Here is a 14,690-nt window from a genome sequence, read left to right on the forward strand (position 1 = left end):
AAACCGCCATCGACAACCAATGGCCAAGGCTGTCACGGATAGTCTCCGGCCGTGATATTGAACAGACAGACGAACACGTCCCCCGCCCCCACCGGCGCACCGCGCCGCACGCTGCTTCGCGCGGCCCTCGCGGGGACCGCCGCCACCGCCGGAGTGGCGCTCGCCGCGCCGTCCGCCGGTGCGGCCACTCACTCTCGGTCGACGCGCGTCCGACCGGCCACCCCGGACGAGGCGCTCAGGGAACTCGCCGAGGGAAACCGCCGCTGGCGGACCTTCCGCGAGCAGCACCCGCACGAGACGGAGACCGTGCGCCAGGCCCTCGTGTCGGGCCAGCACCCCTTCGCCGTCATCCTCGGGTGCATCGACTCCCGGGTACCTCCGGAGCTCGCCTTCGACCAGGGGCTCGGCGACCTGATGACCGTACGGTCAGCGGGCGAGGTCCTGGACGAGGCCGTCCTCGGCAGCATCTGCTACGGCGTGCTGGAGCTGGAGATACCGCTCGTCCTGGTCCTCGGGCACCAGTCGTGCGGCGCCGTCGCCGCCGCCGTCCACGCGGAGGAGACGGGCGAGGCACTCCCGGCCCACATACAGTACTTGGCGGACCAGATACGGCCCGCGATCGATCACTCCCAGCAGGGTGACGCGCGTATCGACGCCACCGTCACCGCGAACGTCGCGATGGTCCGCGGCCGTCTCGCCGCGGAGCCCGACCTGGCGGCCAGGATCGCCGAGGGCAAGCTCGCCATCGTCGGAGCCCGTTACGAGCTCACCACGCAGCTCGTCCACCGGATCTGACCGCACCCCCTCGCGTCGGCCGCCGCCCGCCCCCGCCGGGGTGGGCGGCGCCCCGGTCAGGGAACGATCGCGTCGATGTACCCACCGTCGACGCGGATCGCCGCACCGGTGGTGGCCGATGCGAGGGGCGAGCTGAGGTAGACCACCATGTTGGCGATCTCCTCGGGCTCGATCAGGCGCTGGAGCAGGGACTGCGGGCGGTGTTCGCGCATGAACACGCGCTGCGCCTCGTCCCAGGGCAGTTGGGAATCCACCAGCTCGTAGACGAAGTCCTCGACGCCGCCCGTGTGGGTCGGGCCCGCGAGCACGGAGTTGACGGTGACTTCGCTGCCGGCCGCCACCTTGGCGAAGCCGCGGGAGACCGCGAGCAGGGAGGTCTTGGTCATTCCGTAGTGGATCATTTCGGCGGGGATGACGATCGCGGCGTCGCTGGCGATGTACTGCACGCGCCCCCAGGACCGCTCCATCATCCCGCCCAGACAGGCCCGGGTGAGCCGGATCGCGGCGAGGACATTCACTTCGAAGTAGCGCCGCCACTCGTCGTCGCTGATCTCCAGCGCGGGCCGGGAACCGAAGATGCCCAGGTTGTTGACGAGGATGTCCACCTGAGGCACCACGTCGAGCACCTGCCGGGAGCCATCGTCCGAGACGACATCGCCTGGCGCGGCCAGGAATTCGGCGTCCGGCGCCTCCGCCCGCAGCCGGTCGAGGGCACTGTCCACGGATTCGGCGCTCCGTCCGTTGACGGCGACGCGGGCCCCGGAGCGGGCCAGACCGGCCGCGATGGCCGCGCCGATTCCCTGGGTGGACCCCGTCACCAGAGCGGTCTTTCCGGCCAGGTCGATATGCACGATTCCAGTCCTTCCCCACGTCTTCGCTGAGCCATGGTCATTGTCCGCCAGGGCCTCTCCGTGCCCCGGCCGGAGGAACCCGCCGGTGTGTCGCCCCCTCGACCACAGACTTTCCTACTCGTCGCGGCACACCCGTGCGCGCCGCCCTCTTGATGTGGACCCGACACCTGTGTCATATATGTCTAGACCATTGCCCCCGGATGGAGGACACGGCCATGAGAAGGATCTCCAGCCTTGCCGCGCTCGCGTCCGCCGCCGTGCTCACTCTGGCCGCGTGCGGCTCGAACGACGGGGGCGCGAAGGCGCCTTCGGCGCCGGCCGGGGTCACGGTCCAGGCCGGCAGCGCGACCTCCGTCCATGTCATGTGGAACCAGGCCACCGGCCAGGACGGCATCAGCGGGTACGAGGTGTACCGGGGCAAGACGAAGGTCAAGGACGTCCCGGCCGGGAAGAACATGATCGACATCACCGGGCTGAAGCCGTCGACCGCCTACACCTTCACCGTCAGGGCCCGGGACGCCGAGGGCACGCTCTCACCGCACAGCGGCGAGAAGCCTGTCACCACACCGGCCGCGGTCGCCGAGGACAAGGAAGCGCCCGCCACGCCCACCGAGTTGGCGGGCAGGAGCGACGGGGCCCGGGCCGCGCGGCTCAGCTGGCACCAGGCGGCCGGCGACCAGGGCATCACCTCGTACGACATCTACCAGGGCGGCTCCAAGATCCACAGCGTCGGCGCGGACGCCACGACGGCGCGGATCACCCGGCTGCGGCCGGGCACCCACTACAGCTTCACCGTCACCGCCAGGGACGCCGCAGACAACACCTCGCCCGCCAGCCGCGCCGTCGAGGTCACCACCCCGCGCGGCCCCGGCGACGATCCCGATACCGCGCCGATCGACTTCCGGGCCGCGACGCACACCGCCGACGGCGCGTACTACGCCGATCTGTCCTGGCTGGCGCCGAAGACCGGCACCGAGGTCCCCTCGTACCAGATCTATCTGGACGGGAAGTTCGCGACGACGCTGGTCTGGGGCGGCGACGTGCCCCGGGGCCGGGCCACGTACAGCGTGTACGTGAGCAAGAAGGCCGGCGAGACCTACCGGGTGAAGATCCGCGCCAAGCTGCCCGACGGCAACTGGGGCCGGTTCTCCGCGGAACGCACCGTCGTCACCGGCGACGGCAAGCCCTGAGGACGGGTACGGCGTGTCGGTCCGCCGTCCACGCGTGGCGCTCATGACACCCTCCATACTGGTTCCGAGCTGCATGCTTTCCAATGGGTAGCAATCACCCTTGCGGGATACCAGTACCCAGGGAATAGCGTGCAGGTGTCGACCACCAACCGGCCGGTCGGTGCGAAAGTGCCCCGGCACGCACCAGCAGGAGACCGTGATGAGCAGCGAGACGACCATGCGCGCGATCACTCAATACACCCTCGGCGGCCCCGAGGTGCTCCAGCTCGCCGAAGTGGCACGCCCCGAGCCCCTGCCGACCGAGGTGCAGGTCCGTGTCCACGCGGCGGGTGTGAACCCCGTCGACTGGAAGAGCCGCGAGAGCGGCGGAATCGCGGGCCTGCTGGGCGATCCTCCCTTCGTACTGGGCTGGGATGTCTCCGGCGTCGTGACGGAGACCGGCTTCGGTGTGCACACGCTGCAGGTGGGCGACGAGGTGTACGGGATGCCGTGGTTCCCCCGGCCGGCCGGCGCCTACGCCGAGTATGTGACCGCGCCCTCCCGGCAGTTCGCGCTCAAGCCGACCACGATCGACCACGACCGGGCCGCCGCGATGCCGCTGGCCGGGCTCACCGCGTGGCAGTCGCTGGTCGACGCCGCGCGGGTCGAGGCGGGACAGCGGGTCCTCATCCACGCCGCCGCCGGTGGCGTGGGGCACCTGGCGGTGCAGTTCGCCAAGCACCTCGGGGCGTATGTCATCGGCACCGCCAGCGCCGCCAAGCACGACTGGCTGCGCTCGCTCGGCGCCGATGAACTCATCGACTACACCGCGGTCCGGTTCGAGGACGTGGTCAGCGATGTCGATGTCGTCATCGACCTGGTCGGGGACGGACACGACGCGACGAGCACCCGTTCGCTGCGGACGCTGCGGCCCGGCGGCGTCCTCGTCGCCGTCCCCTCGGGCGTCTCCCCCGAACTGCTGGACGCGGCCCGCGCCCAGGGACTGCGGGCGAGCACCTTCCTGGTGGAGCCCGACGGCGCCGCGCTGACCCGGATCGCGGGACTGATCGACAAGGGCGTCGTGAAGGTCGAGGTCGAGGAGGTCCTGCCGCTGGAGCAGGCCGCCGAGGCCCACCGCAGGGGCGCGGCGGGACGGACGCGCGGCAAGCTCGTTCTGCACGTGGCCCCTTGACGCCCGGCCGGGCCACCGGAACCCGCCGGCCGGGCGGGGGTACGGCGGGACCGGGCCCGGCCCGGCGCTCCTCCTCACCTCCGGACCGCGATTCCCACGCGTCTGTCCCTGCTGATCCTTCTGATCCGCAGCCGGGTCAGCAGACCTCTGCGGCCGTTCCCGCCCGGCGGCCCGGATGCCCCCTCCGGCAATGGCTCCGCCCCGTCAGCAAGGGGGTCGGAGCCGCCTGAAGGCACGACGGGCCCCGCTCGGCGCTCGGCGACCGCGTCGGGGCGCGGGGCCGGCCGGGCGCGCCGCGCCTCTTCCAGCAGTGCGCACAGACTGGCCCGGTGCCACCGGATCTCGTCGGGATGCTCCGCCACCAGCAGGCGTCGCACCGTCTCCTGTGCGGCCTCCGACGCCGGGTGGCCATGGGCGAGGCGCGGCCGCAGCCGGTTCACATAGGCGCGTTCGTACGGGTCAGGCACCAGCTCGGCCAGGTGGACCGGGTCGAGTACACAGCCGGCGACGGCCGCCCGCTCCCAGGGGTCCTCACAGCCGTGCAGCAGATGGCCGATGCGCCGGCCCCGCCAGTTGCGCGGACGCAGGTCCTCCCCCACGTCGTGACCGGCGCGCGGCGCGTGCGGCAGCCGGCCGGTGAGCAGGGCCGGTTCCCTGGCGGCGAAGGCCCTGAGCTCCTGCGCCAGATACAGCCACACGACCACGCGATAGCGGTTCAGATAGAACGTGACCGGCGCGAGATACCCCGCCCTGGCCAGCCGGGTGAACCGGCCGGGGCTGACGGGCATCAGCTCCGCCCCCTCGGCCGTGCCCACGGTCCGCACCCGCTCACGCAGGGCGTCCGGGAATCCCTCCGCCGCTCGCAGGCGGTCGATCTCCTGCCGGGCGACCTGACGCCGGCCGGCGCCCGCCCCCGCCGTGGTGCGGATGTGCCCCAACTGCGCGGCGAGCTCGAACTCGCCGCGCTTCAGTCGCAGTTCCTGCGCGGCCCGCACGACGCCGACGGCTTGTGCCCGGTCCTGAATCCGGGCATCGCTGACGGACATGATGGTCCTCCCCCGTGAGGCGTAACTACTCTCGGTGACGACCGTAGCGCGACAGCGGGCCTCTTCGCCCGGCCTGTGGATAACTCATCGGGCCGAGCGGAACATCCAGCTGAGAGACCACTCAGAGGCCGCTCAGACTGGTGTGACCCGGCTGCCTGGCCGCCACACCGAGGTGCTCACCGACCCGGTTGACCAGCAGGGTCATCTCGTAGGCGACCTGGCCAACGTCGGCCTCGGCCGTGGTCAGCACACACAGGCAGCTGCCGTCACCCGCCGCGGTGACGAACAGGAGCGCCTCGTCGAACTCGACCATGGTCTGCCGGGCCTTGCCCGCCCGGAAGTGGCGCCCCGATCCCCGCGCGAGGCTGTGCAGCCCCGAGGAGACCGCCGCGAGGTGCTCCGCGTCCTCGCGTGCCAGCCCCGTACTGGCCCCTGTCACCAGGCCGTCGTTGGACAGCACCAGCGCGTGCTTGATGTGCTCGACCCGCTCGGTCAGGTCGTCCAGCAGCCAGTCAAGTCCCTTTTCCAGCGGCATTGCCGTTCCTCCCCGTTCAGATGTTCCCCGTGGTCCCGCAACGCCCGTAGCCTTCCGCACCGACCGCTCGCGGGCAAGCGATCCCGGGAGTCCGGGGTCGCCGAAGCGCGCCGGATGCCGTGGCGACGGAGAATGCGGGCATGGCGAAAAACATGAGCAAGGACGAGTGGCACGCCTTTGTCTCCGAAGGCACGCGCACCGGCAAGCTGTCCACCGTACGAGCCGACGGGAGCCCTCATATCGCGCCCATCTGGTTCGTTCTGGACGGTGACGATCTTGTCTTCAATACCGGCAGGGAGACCGTCAAGGGACGCAATCTGCTGCGTGACGGCCGGGTCGCGCTGTGCGTGGACGACGAACGGCCGCCGTTCGCCTTCGTGGTGATCCAGGGGCGGGCGGACATCGACGAGGATCCGGACCAGTTGCGCGTCTGGGCGACCCGGGTCGCCGCGCGGTACATGGGCGAGGAGCGGGCGAAGGAGTTCGGCGAGCGCAACGGCGTGCCGGGCGAACTGGTCGTGCGGGTACGGATCGACAAGGTCTCGGCCCTGGCGGACGTGTCGGCCTGAGTCCTCGCTCCGCCACGAGCGGACCGAGGACTCACTCCGTGCCCCTCATGCGGCGGACACCACACTCAGCCCTTCCACGGGTCCGGAGAGGGCTGCCTTGAAGGCACGGCTGACGTCGTCCGCGAGGACCTCGGTCTCGCCGTTCTCCAGCGCCGCGAGGACATCACGGACCACCGCCCGCGGATCGTTCTTCGGGACGTCGAGCCCGCGGACCATGTCGGTGTCGGTGTATCCGAGGTGGACCCCCAGCACCTGCGTGCCCTGCGGGGCCAGCTCCAGGCGGAGCGAGTTGGTGAGCGACCACAGCGCCGCCTTCGTGGCGCCGTAGGCGCCGCTGCCGGCCGCCCAGGACAGCACCGAGTGAATGTCGATCAGGGCGCCGCCGCCGTTGGCCGCGAGAATCGGGGCGAAAGCCTGCGCCACACGCAGCGCACCGAACACATTGGCGTCGAAGACGGCCCTGACCTCGTCCATGTCGGCCTCGGCGAGCGGGGCGCCGCTGCCGATACCCGCGTTGTTGACGACGATGGAGACATCGCCGGTGCGGCGGGCCAGCTCGGCGACGGACTTCGCGTCGGTCACCTCCAGCGGCAGCGGGACGATCCTGCGGTCGCTCTCCGGGGCGGGCGTGCGGGCCGTGGCGTAGACCTTGGCGGCCCCGGCCTCCAGCGCGCCCTGTACGAAGGCCCGGCCCAGGCCGCGCTGTCCGCCCGTGACCAGGACGGTTGCTCCGTTGACGGTAGTCATGTCGCTCTCCTCAAGCACCGGCTATCACGCCGGGTGACGGCAGTTCCACGTTCTGATTGACAGAAGCGTCGGCAAATAGCCTCTGTCTCCAGCGTGCTGGCTCGGTGCGCCGGAGTCAAGCGACACAGTCAAGTACGATTCGGTTATGTCTTGGGTGGCCAGTGAGCGATACGGCGTACGTGAGGCTCCCGCCGGACTCGCTCTGGTGCAGGAGCTGATCAACACGCGTGCGATCAAGGAGTACGCCCCCGATCTGCTGGCCGGCCGCGAAGCCGCCGAGCGATGGCTGACCGGCGCCGCCGGCGAGTGGGCCCGTATCCACGGCCTCGACCCGCCCGGCTGTTCGCTGTCCGCGACGGATCCGCGGGCGCTCCGCGAGCTCAGGACGGCGTTCGAGGAGATGCTGACCGCCACGGGGAGTGACACGCCACCTCCCCCGGCCGCCCCGCCCGCCTCGGCTCGTGACGTCATGGTGCGGCTCGCCCCTGACGATCACGGCCAGGTCCGCATGGTCCCGGTCGGCAAGGGGCGCACATGGCTGGAGTCGGCGCTGTGGTCCGAGACGCTGCTCGCCCAGCGGGCCGGCACCTGGTCCCGGCTGAAGATGTGCCGCAACATCGAGTGCCGGTCGGCCTTTTACGACGCCTCGCGCAACAACAGCGCCGTCTGGCACGACGTACGCATCTGCGGCAACGCGGCCAACCTCCGCGCCTCGCGCCTGCGCAAACGGATGCGGGCGGCCGCGGAAGAGGCCCCGAAGGACGTCTGAGCCCGGCCCCGACGCGCCCCGGTGGTCCGGGTCAGGACCCGGCGAGCCGGGCGGCGCGGATCATGAGGTAGTGCCGTTCCGGAATGCTGGTCGTACGCCGGGCCGCCTCCCGGTAGTTCTCGATCGCGGCCTGCCGGTCGCCTGCCATGTCGAGGAGATGGGCCCGTACCACATACATCCGGTGATGCCCCGCCAGAGCGCCGTCGGCGTCAAGGGCTTTGAGGATGTCGAGCCCCGCGGCAGGACCGTGCACCATGGCGACAGCGACGGTCCGGTTGAGCGAGACGACCGGGTTGGGGGACAGCCGCTCCAGCACGCCGTACAGCGCCAGGATCTGCGGCCAGTCGGTCTCCTCGGCGCTCGCCGCCTCGTCGTGCACCGCGGCGACAGCCGCCTGGACCTGGTACGGGCCGACGGGCCCCGTGGGCAGGGCGGCGGTGATGAGCGCGACGCCCTCGGCGATGGCGTCGGTGTCCCACCGGCCGCGGTCCTGCTCCGCAAGCGGGATCAGCTCACCGGCCGGACCGCTGCGCGCCGCGCTCCTGGCGTCGGTGAGCAGCATCAGCGCCAGCAGCCCGGTGACCTCGCTGTCACCGGGGAGGAGTCCGTGAACGGCCCGGGTCAGCCGGATCGCTTCCCGGGACAGCTCGACCCGCTGCAGATCGGCCCCTTCGCTGGTGGTGTACCCCTCGTTGAAGATCAGATAGAGGACCCGCAGCACCGCGTCCAGCCGACGGGCACGGTCCGTGCCGTCCGGCATCCGGAACGGAGTCCCGGAGGTCTTGATGCGCTGCTTGGCCCGGCTGACGCGCTGCCCCATGGTCGCCTCGGGCACCATGAAGGCACGCGCGATCTCAGCCGTGGTCAGGCCGCCGACGCAGCGCAGGGTCAAGGCGACCGCCGCGGCGGGCGACAGTGCGGGATGGCAGCAGAGGAAAAGCAGGATCAGCGAGTCGTCCCGGTCCGCCATGTCGTCGGTGTCCGCGGGCGGCGCCGTCCGCCGGTCCGCCGGCACCAGCCCGGCCACCAGGTCCTCGCGGCGGCGGCGTGCCTGCTCGCCGCGCACCTGCTCGGTCATCCGGCGGCTCGCGACCTGGATCAGCCAGCCCCTCGGATTGCGGGGCACGCCCTCGTCGGGCCACTGTGTCGCCGCGGCCAGCAGCGCTTCCTGTACGGCGTCCTCCGCGGCGGCGAAGTCCCCGAACCGCCGGGTGAGCACGCCGACGACCTGCGGCGCCAGCATGCGCAGCAGGTCCTCGGCCGTCACCTCAGGACAGACCTCCGGGGGCGTCCGCGGATCAGTCAGGGCTCACATCTCCTCGGTCGGTGCCGCCATCACCTGGCGCACCTCGATCGCCATGTTCAGCGGCGCACCACCGGGGCCGGGAGCCGTCGAGACGTGCGCGGCCAACTCGACCGCCCGCTCGGCGCTGTCACAGTCGACGATCCAGTATCCGGCGAGGAACTCCTTGGTCTCAGGGTAAGGACCCTCGGTGACAAGGGCGGCGCCATCGCGGCCGGCCCGGACGATCCTGGCCTGGTCCGGCCCCGCCAGCCCTTCCGCCGCTACCAGCTCGCCCGCCTCGGAGAGCTTCTGGTTCGTGTCGCGCATGAAGGCGATGTGGGCCTCGATCTCCTCCGGAGTCCACTCCGTGATCTGCGGAAAGCCGGCGTTCTGCGCACTGAACTGCATCAGCAGCATGTACTTCATGACGTTCTCCTCACGCTGTCGCGCCCGTGTGGCGCCTCTCATGGACAGGTAGAAGCACGCGACGCGTTTTCGACATCCCCGGCGGAGATACTCCGAAAAAGTTCTCCGGTCGAAAAATACCGGGGAGCCCCGCGGCCCGCGAGCGGCGCTGCGGGATCATGTCCGCATGGTCCACGATCACAGGCAGGTGCGGGAATTCTTCGGCGCCAGGGCGGCGGACTGGGAAGCGCGCTTCCCGGACGACGGTCCTGCCTATGCCGCCGCGGTCGCCGATCTCCGGCTGCGCCCCGGTGACGCGGTGCTGGACGCCGGGTGCGGGACGGGGCGCGCACTGCCTCCCCTGCGGGACGCCGTGGGCGCGCGGGGCACGGTGCTGGGCGCGGATCTGACCCCGGCGATGCTGGAGGCAGCCGTACAGGCCGGCCGTCAGCGCAGCGGCCGGCTGCTGCTCGCCGACGTGAGCCGGCTTCCGGTACGCACGCATGCGCTGGACGCGGTGTTCGCGGCGGGACTGATCGCTCATCTGCCGCAACCAGCGGAGAATCTGGCGGAGTTGGCCAGGGTCGTACGGCCCGGCGGCCAACTGGCGCTGTTCCACCCCATCGGCCGGGCCGCGCTGGCCGCCCGGCAGGGCCGGCAGATCACGGACGACGATCTGCGCGCGGAGCCCAACCTCCGTCCACTGCTGGCCGGTTCGGGATGGCGGCTGGAGTCGTACACCGACGAGGACAGCCGCTTTCTGGCCCTGGCCACCCGGCAGGACTGAACCGGAACCGGAGGGCGTCCGCCCGTGCGACAGCCCGGGCCCTGTCCGGTCGTGCCCGGGCCCTGGCCGGTCGTGGGGCAGAGCCTCTTCTGCCTGCGGCCCGGCGACCGTACGTTGGAGTAGCGGACCCGGACGACCCCGCGGTTCGCACCACGCAAGGCAGCAGGGGGAAGGTGGACCCGATGTTCAGCAGACTGCGCAGGATCCTTGTGGCGGACCGTTTCACCACGCCGTCCACGAGCCGGCCCCGCCCGAGGCAGCACAACATCTTCGAGGCCGCCGCCACGTATGTGTCGGCGTGCGCGGAGGACGACGAGCAGCAGAGCGACGAGGCGGCGGCCTGGGTCTCGCCGGAGGCGCTCTCCTTCGGCGTCAGCGAGCTCGCGTGCCGGGCGGTCATCGCGCTGGCCCGCGAACGGGACGAGTCACCACAGACCGTGGCCCGCAGCCTGCTCGGTCTGCCGGCCGCCTGACGCCCGGGCACCACGTCGCCCGGGAGACCGGCCCGTACCGGACTCTCGACGTCCGGGTTACCCACTGGTTAGGGTGCGCCGACAACCAGTCGGATAGGGAGGTGCCGTGGCCGGGACGGACGACTCCGTGGACGAGGACGCGCTCTACGTACTGACCGCCGCGCTGCTGACACCGGCGCAGTTCCCTGCCGTGCTCGGCGACGACTATCCGGAGGCGTGCGCGGCGCTCGGCCTTGAGCCCCATCCGGAGGGATACGGCCTGGTCATGGGCCAGGACAGCGGCGGTGCCCGCTGGACGGTGATCGTGGACGACGTGTCACTGGTCGCGGTCGCCATCGCGTCCTGGGACTGCGGTATGGAGTACGACCTGTCCCCGGGGGACCACACCATCGTCTCCGCGCTGCCGGGCTGGCCCCTCGCTCTCGCGGTCGCAGCGCCCGGCCTGCCCGCGCCGCACGACCCCGAGCCCGAGCCCGGCTCCGAGGAGGAGGCCGGGGAAGGGGCAGAGGACGCCGGCCCGGCGCCGCTCGCACCGCCCGACACCGAAACGTGGGGTCCGGCCCAGCGCCGTCTCGGCGCGGACGGGATCGCCCAGCAGTGGGCGGCCTGGCGGGAGCGGCTCGACGGCGGTGTGACCGTGGAGCCGCCGGGACCGGCACCGGCGGGGAGCGCGCGCAGCGAGAGCGCGCAGTCCGCCGACGCCACGGAACCACCGGCGCCCTCTCACCCCGGTGTGCGGCGGGTCCTGGAGGAGCTGCGCGCCTATGTGGATACGGCTCCGCCGCTCGGCCGGGTCCGGTCCAGCTTCGCCGAGGACGGGGCGCGCATGCTGCGCGCCGACGGCCCCGGCTGGTCCGTGGTCGCCAGGACCGACGACCTCGCGTTCGTCCTTCTGGACGACGAGCCGGGCGAGGTACTGCCCGTCGGTCGCGGCAATGAGCTGCCCGGACTGCTCAAGGCGCTGGACGCCATGGCCGTACGCCCCGCCTGAGCCCGGCAGCCGACCGACCGGGCAACCGACCGACCCGGCAGCCGACCGGTAAGGCACACATGACCGGGCCTTGCGAGGTGTGGGCCGACCCCATGGCCGTACGGGAACGGCCCCAGCACGATATGGCGGCGCACCCACCCCTTATCGCCGCTCACCGGAGGCCCGTATGCGCCTGTCCCGAGGCATCCCGATTCTTGCCGCCCTTCTGATGGGCCTGTCCTCCATTGGCCCCGCCGGGGCCATGGGCGCGGCGCCACCGGACCGGGCGGACGGGCACTGCGCCCGGCAGCACCGGCTGGATGTGCCGGGAGCCGGCCACCAGCAGAACGTCTGTCTGGGCGATCTCACGACGACGGCGCTCGCCGGCACGCCGTACACCGACTCCGCCGACCAGGCCGGACTGTCGGGGGCGGGCACGAAGAAGCCCTCCGGCGTGCCCGGGATCCAGATCGACGGCTACTTCCCCGACGACTCGCGCTCCAACGCCACGCACGGCTGGCAGCACGATGCCCAGTTCGTGATCAGACTGCCCGACCGGTGGAACGGCGGTCTGGTCGTCACGGGTGCGCCGGGCACCCGTAAGCAGTACTCCACGGACGTCCTGATCTCCGACGCCGTGCTGGCGCAGGGATATGCCTACGCCAGCACGGACAAGGGCAACACGGGCGCCGACTTCTTCGCGGACGGCAGACGGCCGGGTGACGCCGTCGCCGAATGGAACAGCCGGGTCACCGAGCTGACGCGCGCCGCGAAGAAGGCCGCGCAGCAGCGGTACGGGCACGGGCCGCGCCATACGTACATGACCGGCATCTCCAACGGCGGATATCTGACCCGCTGGCAGCTGGAGAACCGCCCGGAGCTCTACGACGGAGGCGTGGACTGGGAAGGCACGCTGTGGACCACCCGCGGGCCCAATCTGCTGACGAGTCTGCCGGTCACCGTGGCCCGGAGTCTCGGTACGGCGGACGACGAGGATCTCCTCGCGGCCGGTTTCGCGGACGGCTCCCAGTTTCTCTGGGCCTATCACCAGGCGGCGTACTGGGGACTGACCCAGAAGATGTTCCGTGCCGAGTTCGACCCGTCGTACGACACCGAGTGCCCTGGAGCGTCGGCCGGTTCGACGACCGAGGAGATCTTCGCGGCCTGCCCCTCCGACGCCACGTACGACTACGCCTCCCGCCCCGCGTCCGTCCACCGCGCCGTGGCGAAGGTCGCGCTGACCGGGCGGATCGGCAAACCCATGATCACGCTCCACGGTGACCTGGACTCGCTGCTGCCGATCGCCACCGACTCCGATGCGTATGCGCGGATGATCGACGGCCAGGGCCGCGGCCGGCTGCACCGCTACTACACGGTCGAGAACGGCACCCACACCGACGGCCTCTACGACACCTATCCGGACCGGCTGCGTCCGATCCTGCCGTGCTACCGCTCGGCGTTCACAGCTCTCACGGCCTGGGTGGAGGACGGCACGGCCCCGCCCGCGGACCGTACGATCCGCAGGCCCGCGAGCGGTGACGTGGTCAATTCCTGTGCGCTGAGCTGAGGCGCGCTCCGGTCCCCCGGCCACGCGGTCGTGGGGACCTGCCTCGGTCCGGCGGGCTCCGCGGAGATCAGCGGAGCCCCCGGATCAGCGACCGATCTCCTTACGGCTGATCCGGCGCAGCCTGCGCCGCTGCGACGGGTCCAGCATCAGATACGCGACCGCGGGCACTCCGAGCACCAGCAGCAGCGAGAACCAGAATCCGATCAGCGGAATCAGAAGAAGGCCCACGGCCACTCCCCCGATGGCGATCTTTGCTCTTGTCGACATCTCGACGCCTCCTCCGCGGCCCTGGCCGCTCCCTGCTGAGTGAACGCACATGGACGCCTGCCAGTTCCACTATGCGCTCGCGCGCAGCGGTTCGCCGACGTGGTGCAGATGACCGAGGGCCTGCCGGTACGAGTCGATCAGCCCGGTCTCGGTGTACGAAACCCCCAGGGAGCGGCAGTGCGCGCGCACCAGCGGCTGGGCGAGCCGCAGGTGGGGGCGCGGCATGCTGGGGAAGAGATGGTGCTCGATCTGGTAGTTCAGTCCGCCCAGGAACCAGTCCGTGAGCGCTCCGCCGCGGATGTTCCGTGAGGTGAGGACCTGCCGGCGCAGATGGCCCCAGTTCTCGCTGCTCTCCGGGTCGGGCATCTCCATGCCCTTGTGGTTGGGCGCGAAGGCCATGCCCAGGTGCAGACCGAGGAGCATCTGGTGGATCAGGGCGAAGACGACGGCCTGGCCCAGGGTCAGGGTGGTCAGCAGCAGGGTCAGATAGCCGCCGACATGGGCCACGAGCAGCGAGCCCTCCAGCGCGCGCCGGCGGACGGTCATCCGGTTGTCCTGCCGGGAGAAGACGGCCCGGAAGCCGTACACCTTGAGGGCGATGCCCTCCAGGGTGGTCAGCGGGAAGAACATCCAGGCCTGGTGGCAGGTGAGCCAGTGGCGCAGTCCGGAGCGGCCCGCGGTCTGGTGCTGGGTGAAGACGAGGATGTCCGCGGCGACGTCCGGGTCCTTGTCGATGTGGTTGGGATTGGCGTGGTGCCGGTTGTGCTTGTCGTTCCACCAGTCCTGGCTCATCCCGAGCAGCAGATTGGCGTGGAGGAGCTGGACCAGGCGGCCCCTGCCCCGGTCGGCGGCGATCTGGGCATGTCCCGCGTCATGGGCGACGAACGCCATCCGCGCCGACACGACGGCCAGCGGCGGCGCGAGGAGCAGCGCCCACCAGGAGGGTCCGACAAGCACCGTCCCGGCGACGATGGCGGCCAGGAAGACCAGATTGACGGTGATGCCCCGGGCGTACCAGGCGACCCGGCGCTCCAGGAGACCCTGTTCCCTGACCGTCCGCAGGAGAGGCGCGAAGTCGCTGCCCGCGCCGCGGCAGGCAGCTGGGTCGGGTATGGGCTCCGCGACGGGGGCGGTGGCGGCCTGGGGCATGTCGGTCTCCGGTCTGTAGGCCGAGGTGCTGGCTGGGGAAGGGTCGCGCTGAACCGCGCTTGACCTGTTGAAACGTACGGGGATGTGACCGCGGGCGACCATGAGGCCACCACC

At 71.2% G+C, this 14,690-nt stretch carries 17 protein-coding genes; 9 read left to right on the plus strand and 8 right to left on the minus strand.

Translation table 11 applies throughout. The features are described from left to right. Nucleotides 1-51: 51 nt before the first annotated feature. Nucleotides 52-795 (plus strand): carbonic anhydrase, encoded by a 744-nt coding sequence (locus tag ACFVWW_RS01810; protein ID WP_384181875.1) that lies wholly within the window; start codon nucleotides 52-54, stop codon nucleotides 793-795. A gap of 56 nt (nucleotides 796-851) precedes the next feature. On the opposite strand, the gene ACFVWW_RS01815 is transcribed toward ACFVWW_RS01810, so the two are convergent. Next, nucleotides 852-1,646 carry an SDR family NAD(P)-dependent oxidoreductase gene (locus tag ACFVWW_RS01815; RefSeq protein WP_386875288.1) on the minus strand — a complete coding sequence of 265 codons (795 nt, stop codon included), beginning with the start codon at nucleotides 1,644-1,646 and terminating at the stop codon, nucleotides 852-854. 215 nt (nucleotides 1,647-1,861) lie between these two features. On the opposite strand from ACFVWW_RS01815, the gene ACFVWW_RS01820 reads away from it, so the two are divergent. After that, nucleotides 1,862-2,836, plus strand: coding sequence for a fibronectin type III domain-containing protein (locus ACFVWW_RS01820; protein WP_386875290.1), 975 nt, complete (start codon nucleotides 1,862-1,864; stop codon nucleotides 2,834-2,836). Between the two features lie 199 nt (nucleotides 2,837-3,035). Beyond that, nucleotides 3,036-4,007: an NADP-dependent oxidoreductase gene (locus tag ACFVWW_RS01825; RefSeq protein WP_384181881.1), complete on the plus strand. Its 972-nt coding sequence runs from the start codon at nucleotides 3,036-3,038 to the stop codon at nucleotides 4,005-4,007. A gap of 74 nt (nucleotides 4,008-4,081) precedes the next feature. Here ACFVWW_RS01825 and ACFVWW_RS01830 read toward each other — a convergent pair whose 3' ends face one another. Next, entirely contained in the window at nucleotides 4,082-5,053 is a 972-nt protein-coding gene (locus tag ACFVWW_RS01830) for a DUF6397 family protein (RefSeq protein WP_386875292.1), read from the minus strand. Nucleotides 5,054-5,174: 121 nt separating this feature from the next. Continuing rightward, nucleotides 5,175-5,588 carry a roadblock/LC7 domain-containing protein gene (locus ACFVWW_RS01835; RefSeq protein ID WP_384181885.1) on the minus strand — a complete coding sequence of 138 codons (414 nt, stop codon included), beginning with the start codon at nucleotides 5,586-5,588 and terminating at the stop codon, nucleotides 5,175-5,177. A 140-nt stretch (nucleotides 5,589-5,728) separates the two neighbouring features. Between ACFVWW_RS01835 and ACFVWW_RS01840 the strand changes: the two genes are divergently transcribed. Then, entirely contained in the window at nucleotides 5,729-6,157 is a 429-nt protein-coding gene (locus ACFVWW_RS01840; protein ID WP_386875294.1) for a PPOX class F420-dependent oxidoreductase, read from the plus strand. 45 nt (nucleotides 6,158-6,202) lie between these two features. On the opposite strand, the gene ACFVWW_RS01845 is transcribed toward ACFVWW_RS01840, so the two are convergent. After that, on the minus strand, nucleotides 6,203-6,904 hold the full coding sequence (locus ACFVWW_RS01845) for an SDR family oxidoreductase (RefSeq protein ID WP_386875296.1): 702 nt from the start codon (nucleotides 6,902-6,904) through the stop codon (nucleotides 6,203-6,205). A gap of 145 nt (nucleotides 6,905-7,049) precedes the next feature. On the opposite strand from ACFVWW_RS01845, the gene ACFVWW_RS01850 reads away from it, so the two are divergent. Then, the gene (locus tag ACFVWW_RS01850; protein ID WP_386875298.1) at nucleotides 7,050-7,673 is read left to right on the plus strand and encodes a CGNR zinc finger domain-containing protein; all 624 of its coding nucleotides are present in this window, start codon (nucleotides 7,050-7,052) and stop codon (nucleotides 7,671-7,673) included. Between the two features lie 31 nt (nucleotides 7,674-7,704). Here the strand turns inward: ACFVWW_RS01850 and ACFVWW_RS01855 are convergent, their stop codons facing one another. Further along, nucleotides 7,705-8,940 carry an RNA polymerase sigma factor gene (locus ACFVWW_RS01855; protein ID WP_384181896.1) on the minus strand — a complete coding sequence of 412 codons (1,236 nt, stop codon included), beginning with the start codon at nucleotides 8,938-8,940 and terminating at the stop codon, nucleotides 7,705-7,707. A gap of 42 nt (nucleotides 8,941-8,982) precedes the next feature. After that, nucleotides 8,983-9,384 carry a YciI family protein gene (locus tag ACFVWW_RS01860; protein WP_384181899.1) on the minus strand — a complete coding sequence of 134 codons (402 nt, stop codon included), beginning with the start codon at nucleotides 9,382-9,384 and terminating at the stop codon, nucleotides 8,983-8,985. Nucleotides 9,385-9,550: 166 nt separating this feature from the next. On the opposite strand from ACFVWW_RS01860, the gene ACFVWW_RS01865 reads away from it, so the two are divergent. The 4 genes from ACFVWW_RS01865 (at nucleotide 9,551) to ACFVWW_RS01880 (ending at nucleotide 13,160) form a co-directional block, all read left to right on the plus strand. Next, nucleotides 9,551-10,150 (plus strand): class I SAM-dependent methyltransferase, encoded by a 600-nt coding sequence (locus ACFVWW_RS01865; RefSeq protein ID WP_386875300.1) that lies wholly within the window; start codon nucleotides 9,551-9,553, stop codon nucleotides 10,148-10,150. A 182-nt stretch (nucleotides 10,151-10,332) separates the two neighbouring features. Further along, the gene (locus ACFVWW_RS01870; RefSeq protein ID WP_384181904.1) at nucleotides 10,333-10,623 is read left to right on the plus strand and encodes a hypothetical protein; all 291 of its coding nucleotides are present in this window, start codon (nucleotides 10,333-10,335) and stop codon (nucleotides 10,621-10,623) included. Nucleotides 10,624-10,729: 106 nt separating this feature from the next. After that, a complete protein-coding gene (locus ACFVWW_RS01875; RefSeq protein WP_386875302.1) occupies nucleotides 10,730-11,614 on the plus strand; it encodes a hypothetical protein in 885 nt (294 codons plus the stop codon). Nucleotides 11,615-11,780: 166 nt separating this feature from the next. Next, a complete protein-coding gene (locus ACFVWW_RS01880) occupies nucleotides 11,781-13,160 on the plus strand; it encodes a tannase/feruloyl esterase family alpha/beta hydrolase (RefSeq protein WP_386875304.1) in 1,380 nt (459 codons plus the stop codon). Nucleotides 13,161-13,244: 84 nt separating this feature from the next. Here ACFVWW_RS01880 and ACFVWW_RS01885 read toward each other — a convergent pair whose 3' ends face one another. Both ACFVWW_RS01885 and ACFVWW_RS01890 read right to left on the minus strand, forming a co-directional pair. After that, nucleotides 13,245-13,427: a hypothetical protein gene (locus ACFVWW_RS01885; RefSeq protein ID WP_384181913.1), complete on the minus strand. Its 183-nt coding sequence runs from the start codon at nucleotides 13,425-13,427 to the stop codon at nucleotides 13,245-13,247. Between the two features lie 69 nt (nucleotides 13,428-13,496). Then, nucleotides 13,497-14,576 (minus strand): fatty acid desaturase family protein, encoded by a 1,080-nt coding sequence (locus ACFVWW_RS01890; protein ID WP_384181916.1) that lies wholly within the window; start codon nucleotides 14,574-14,576, stop codon nucleotides 13,497-13,499. Between the last annotated feature and the right edge of the window lie 114 nt (nucleotides 14,577-14,690).

Origin of the sequence: Streptomyces sp. NPDC058198, assembly GCF_042882605.1 — a bacterium.
GTDB lineage: Bacteria > Actinomycetota > Actinomycetes > Streptomycetales > Streptomycetaceae > Streptomyces.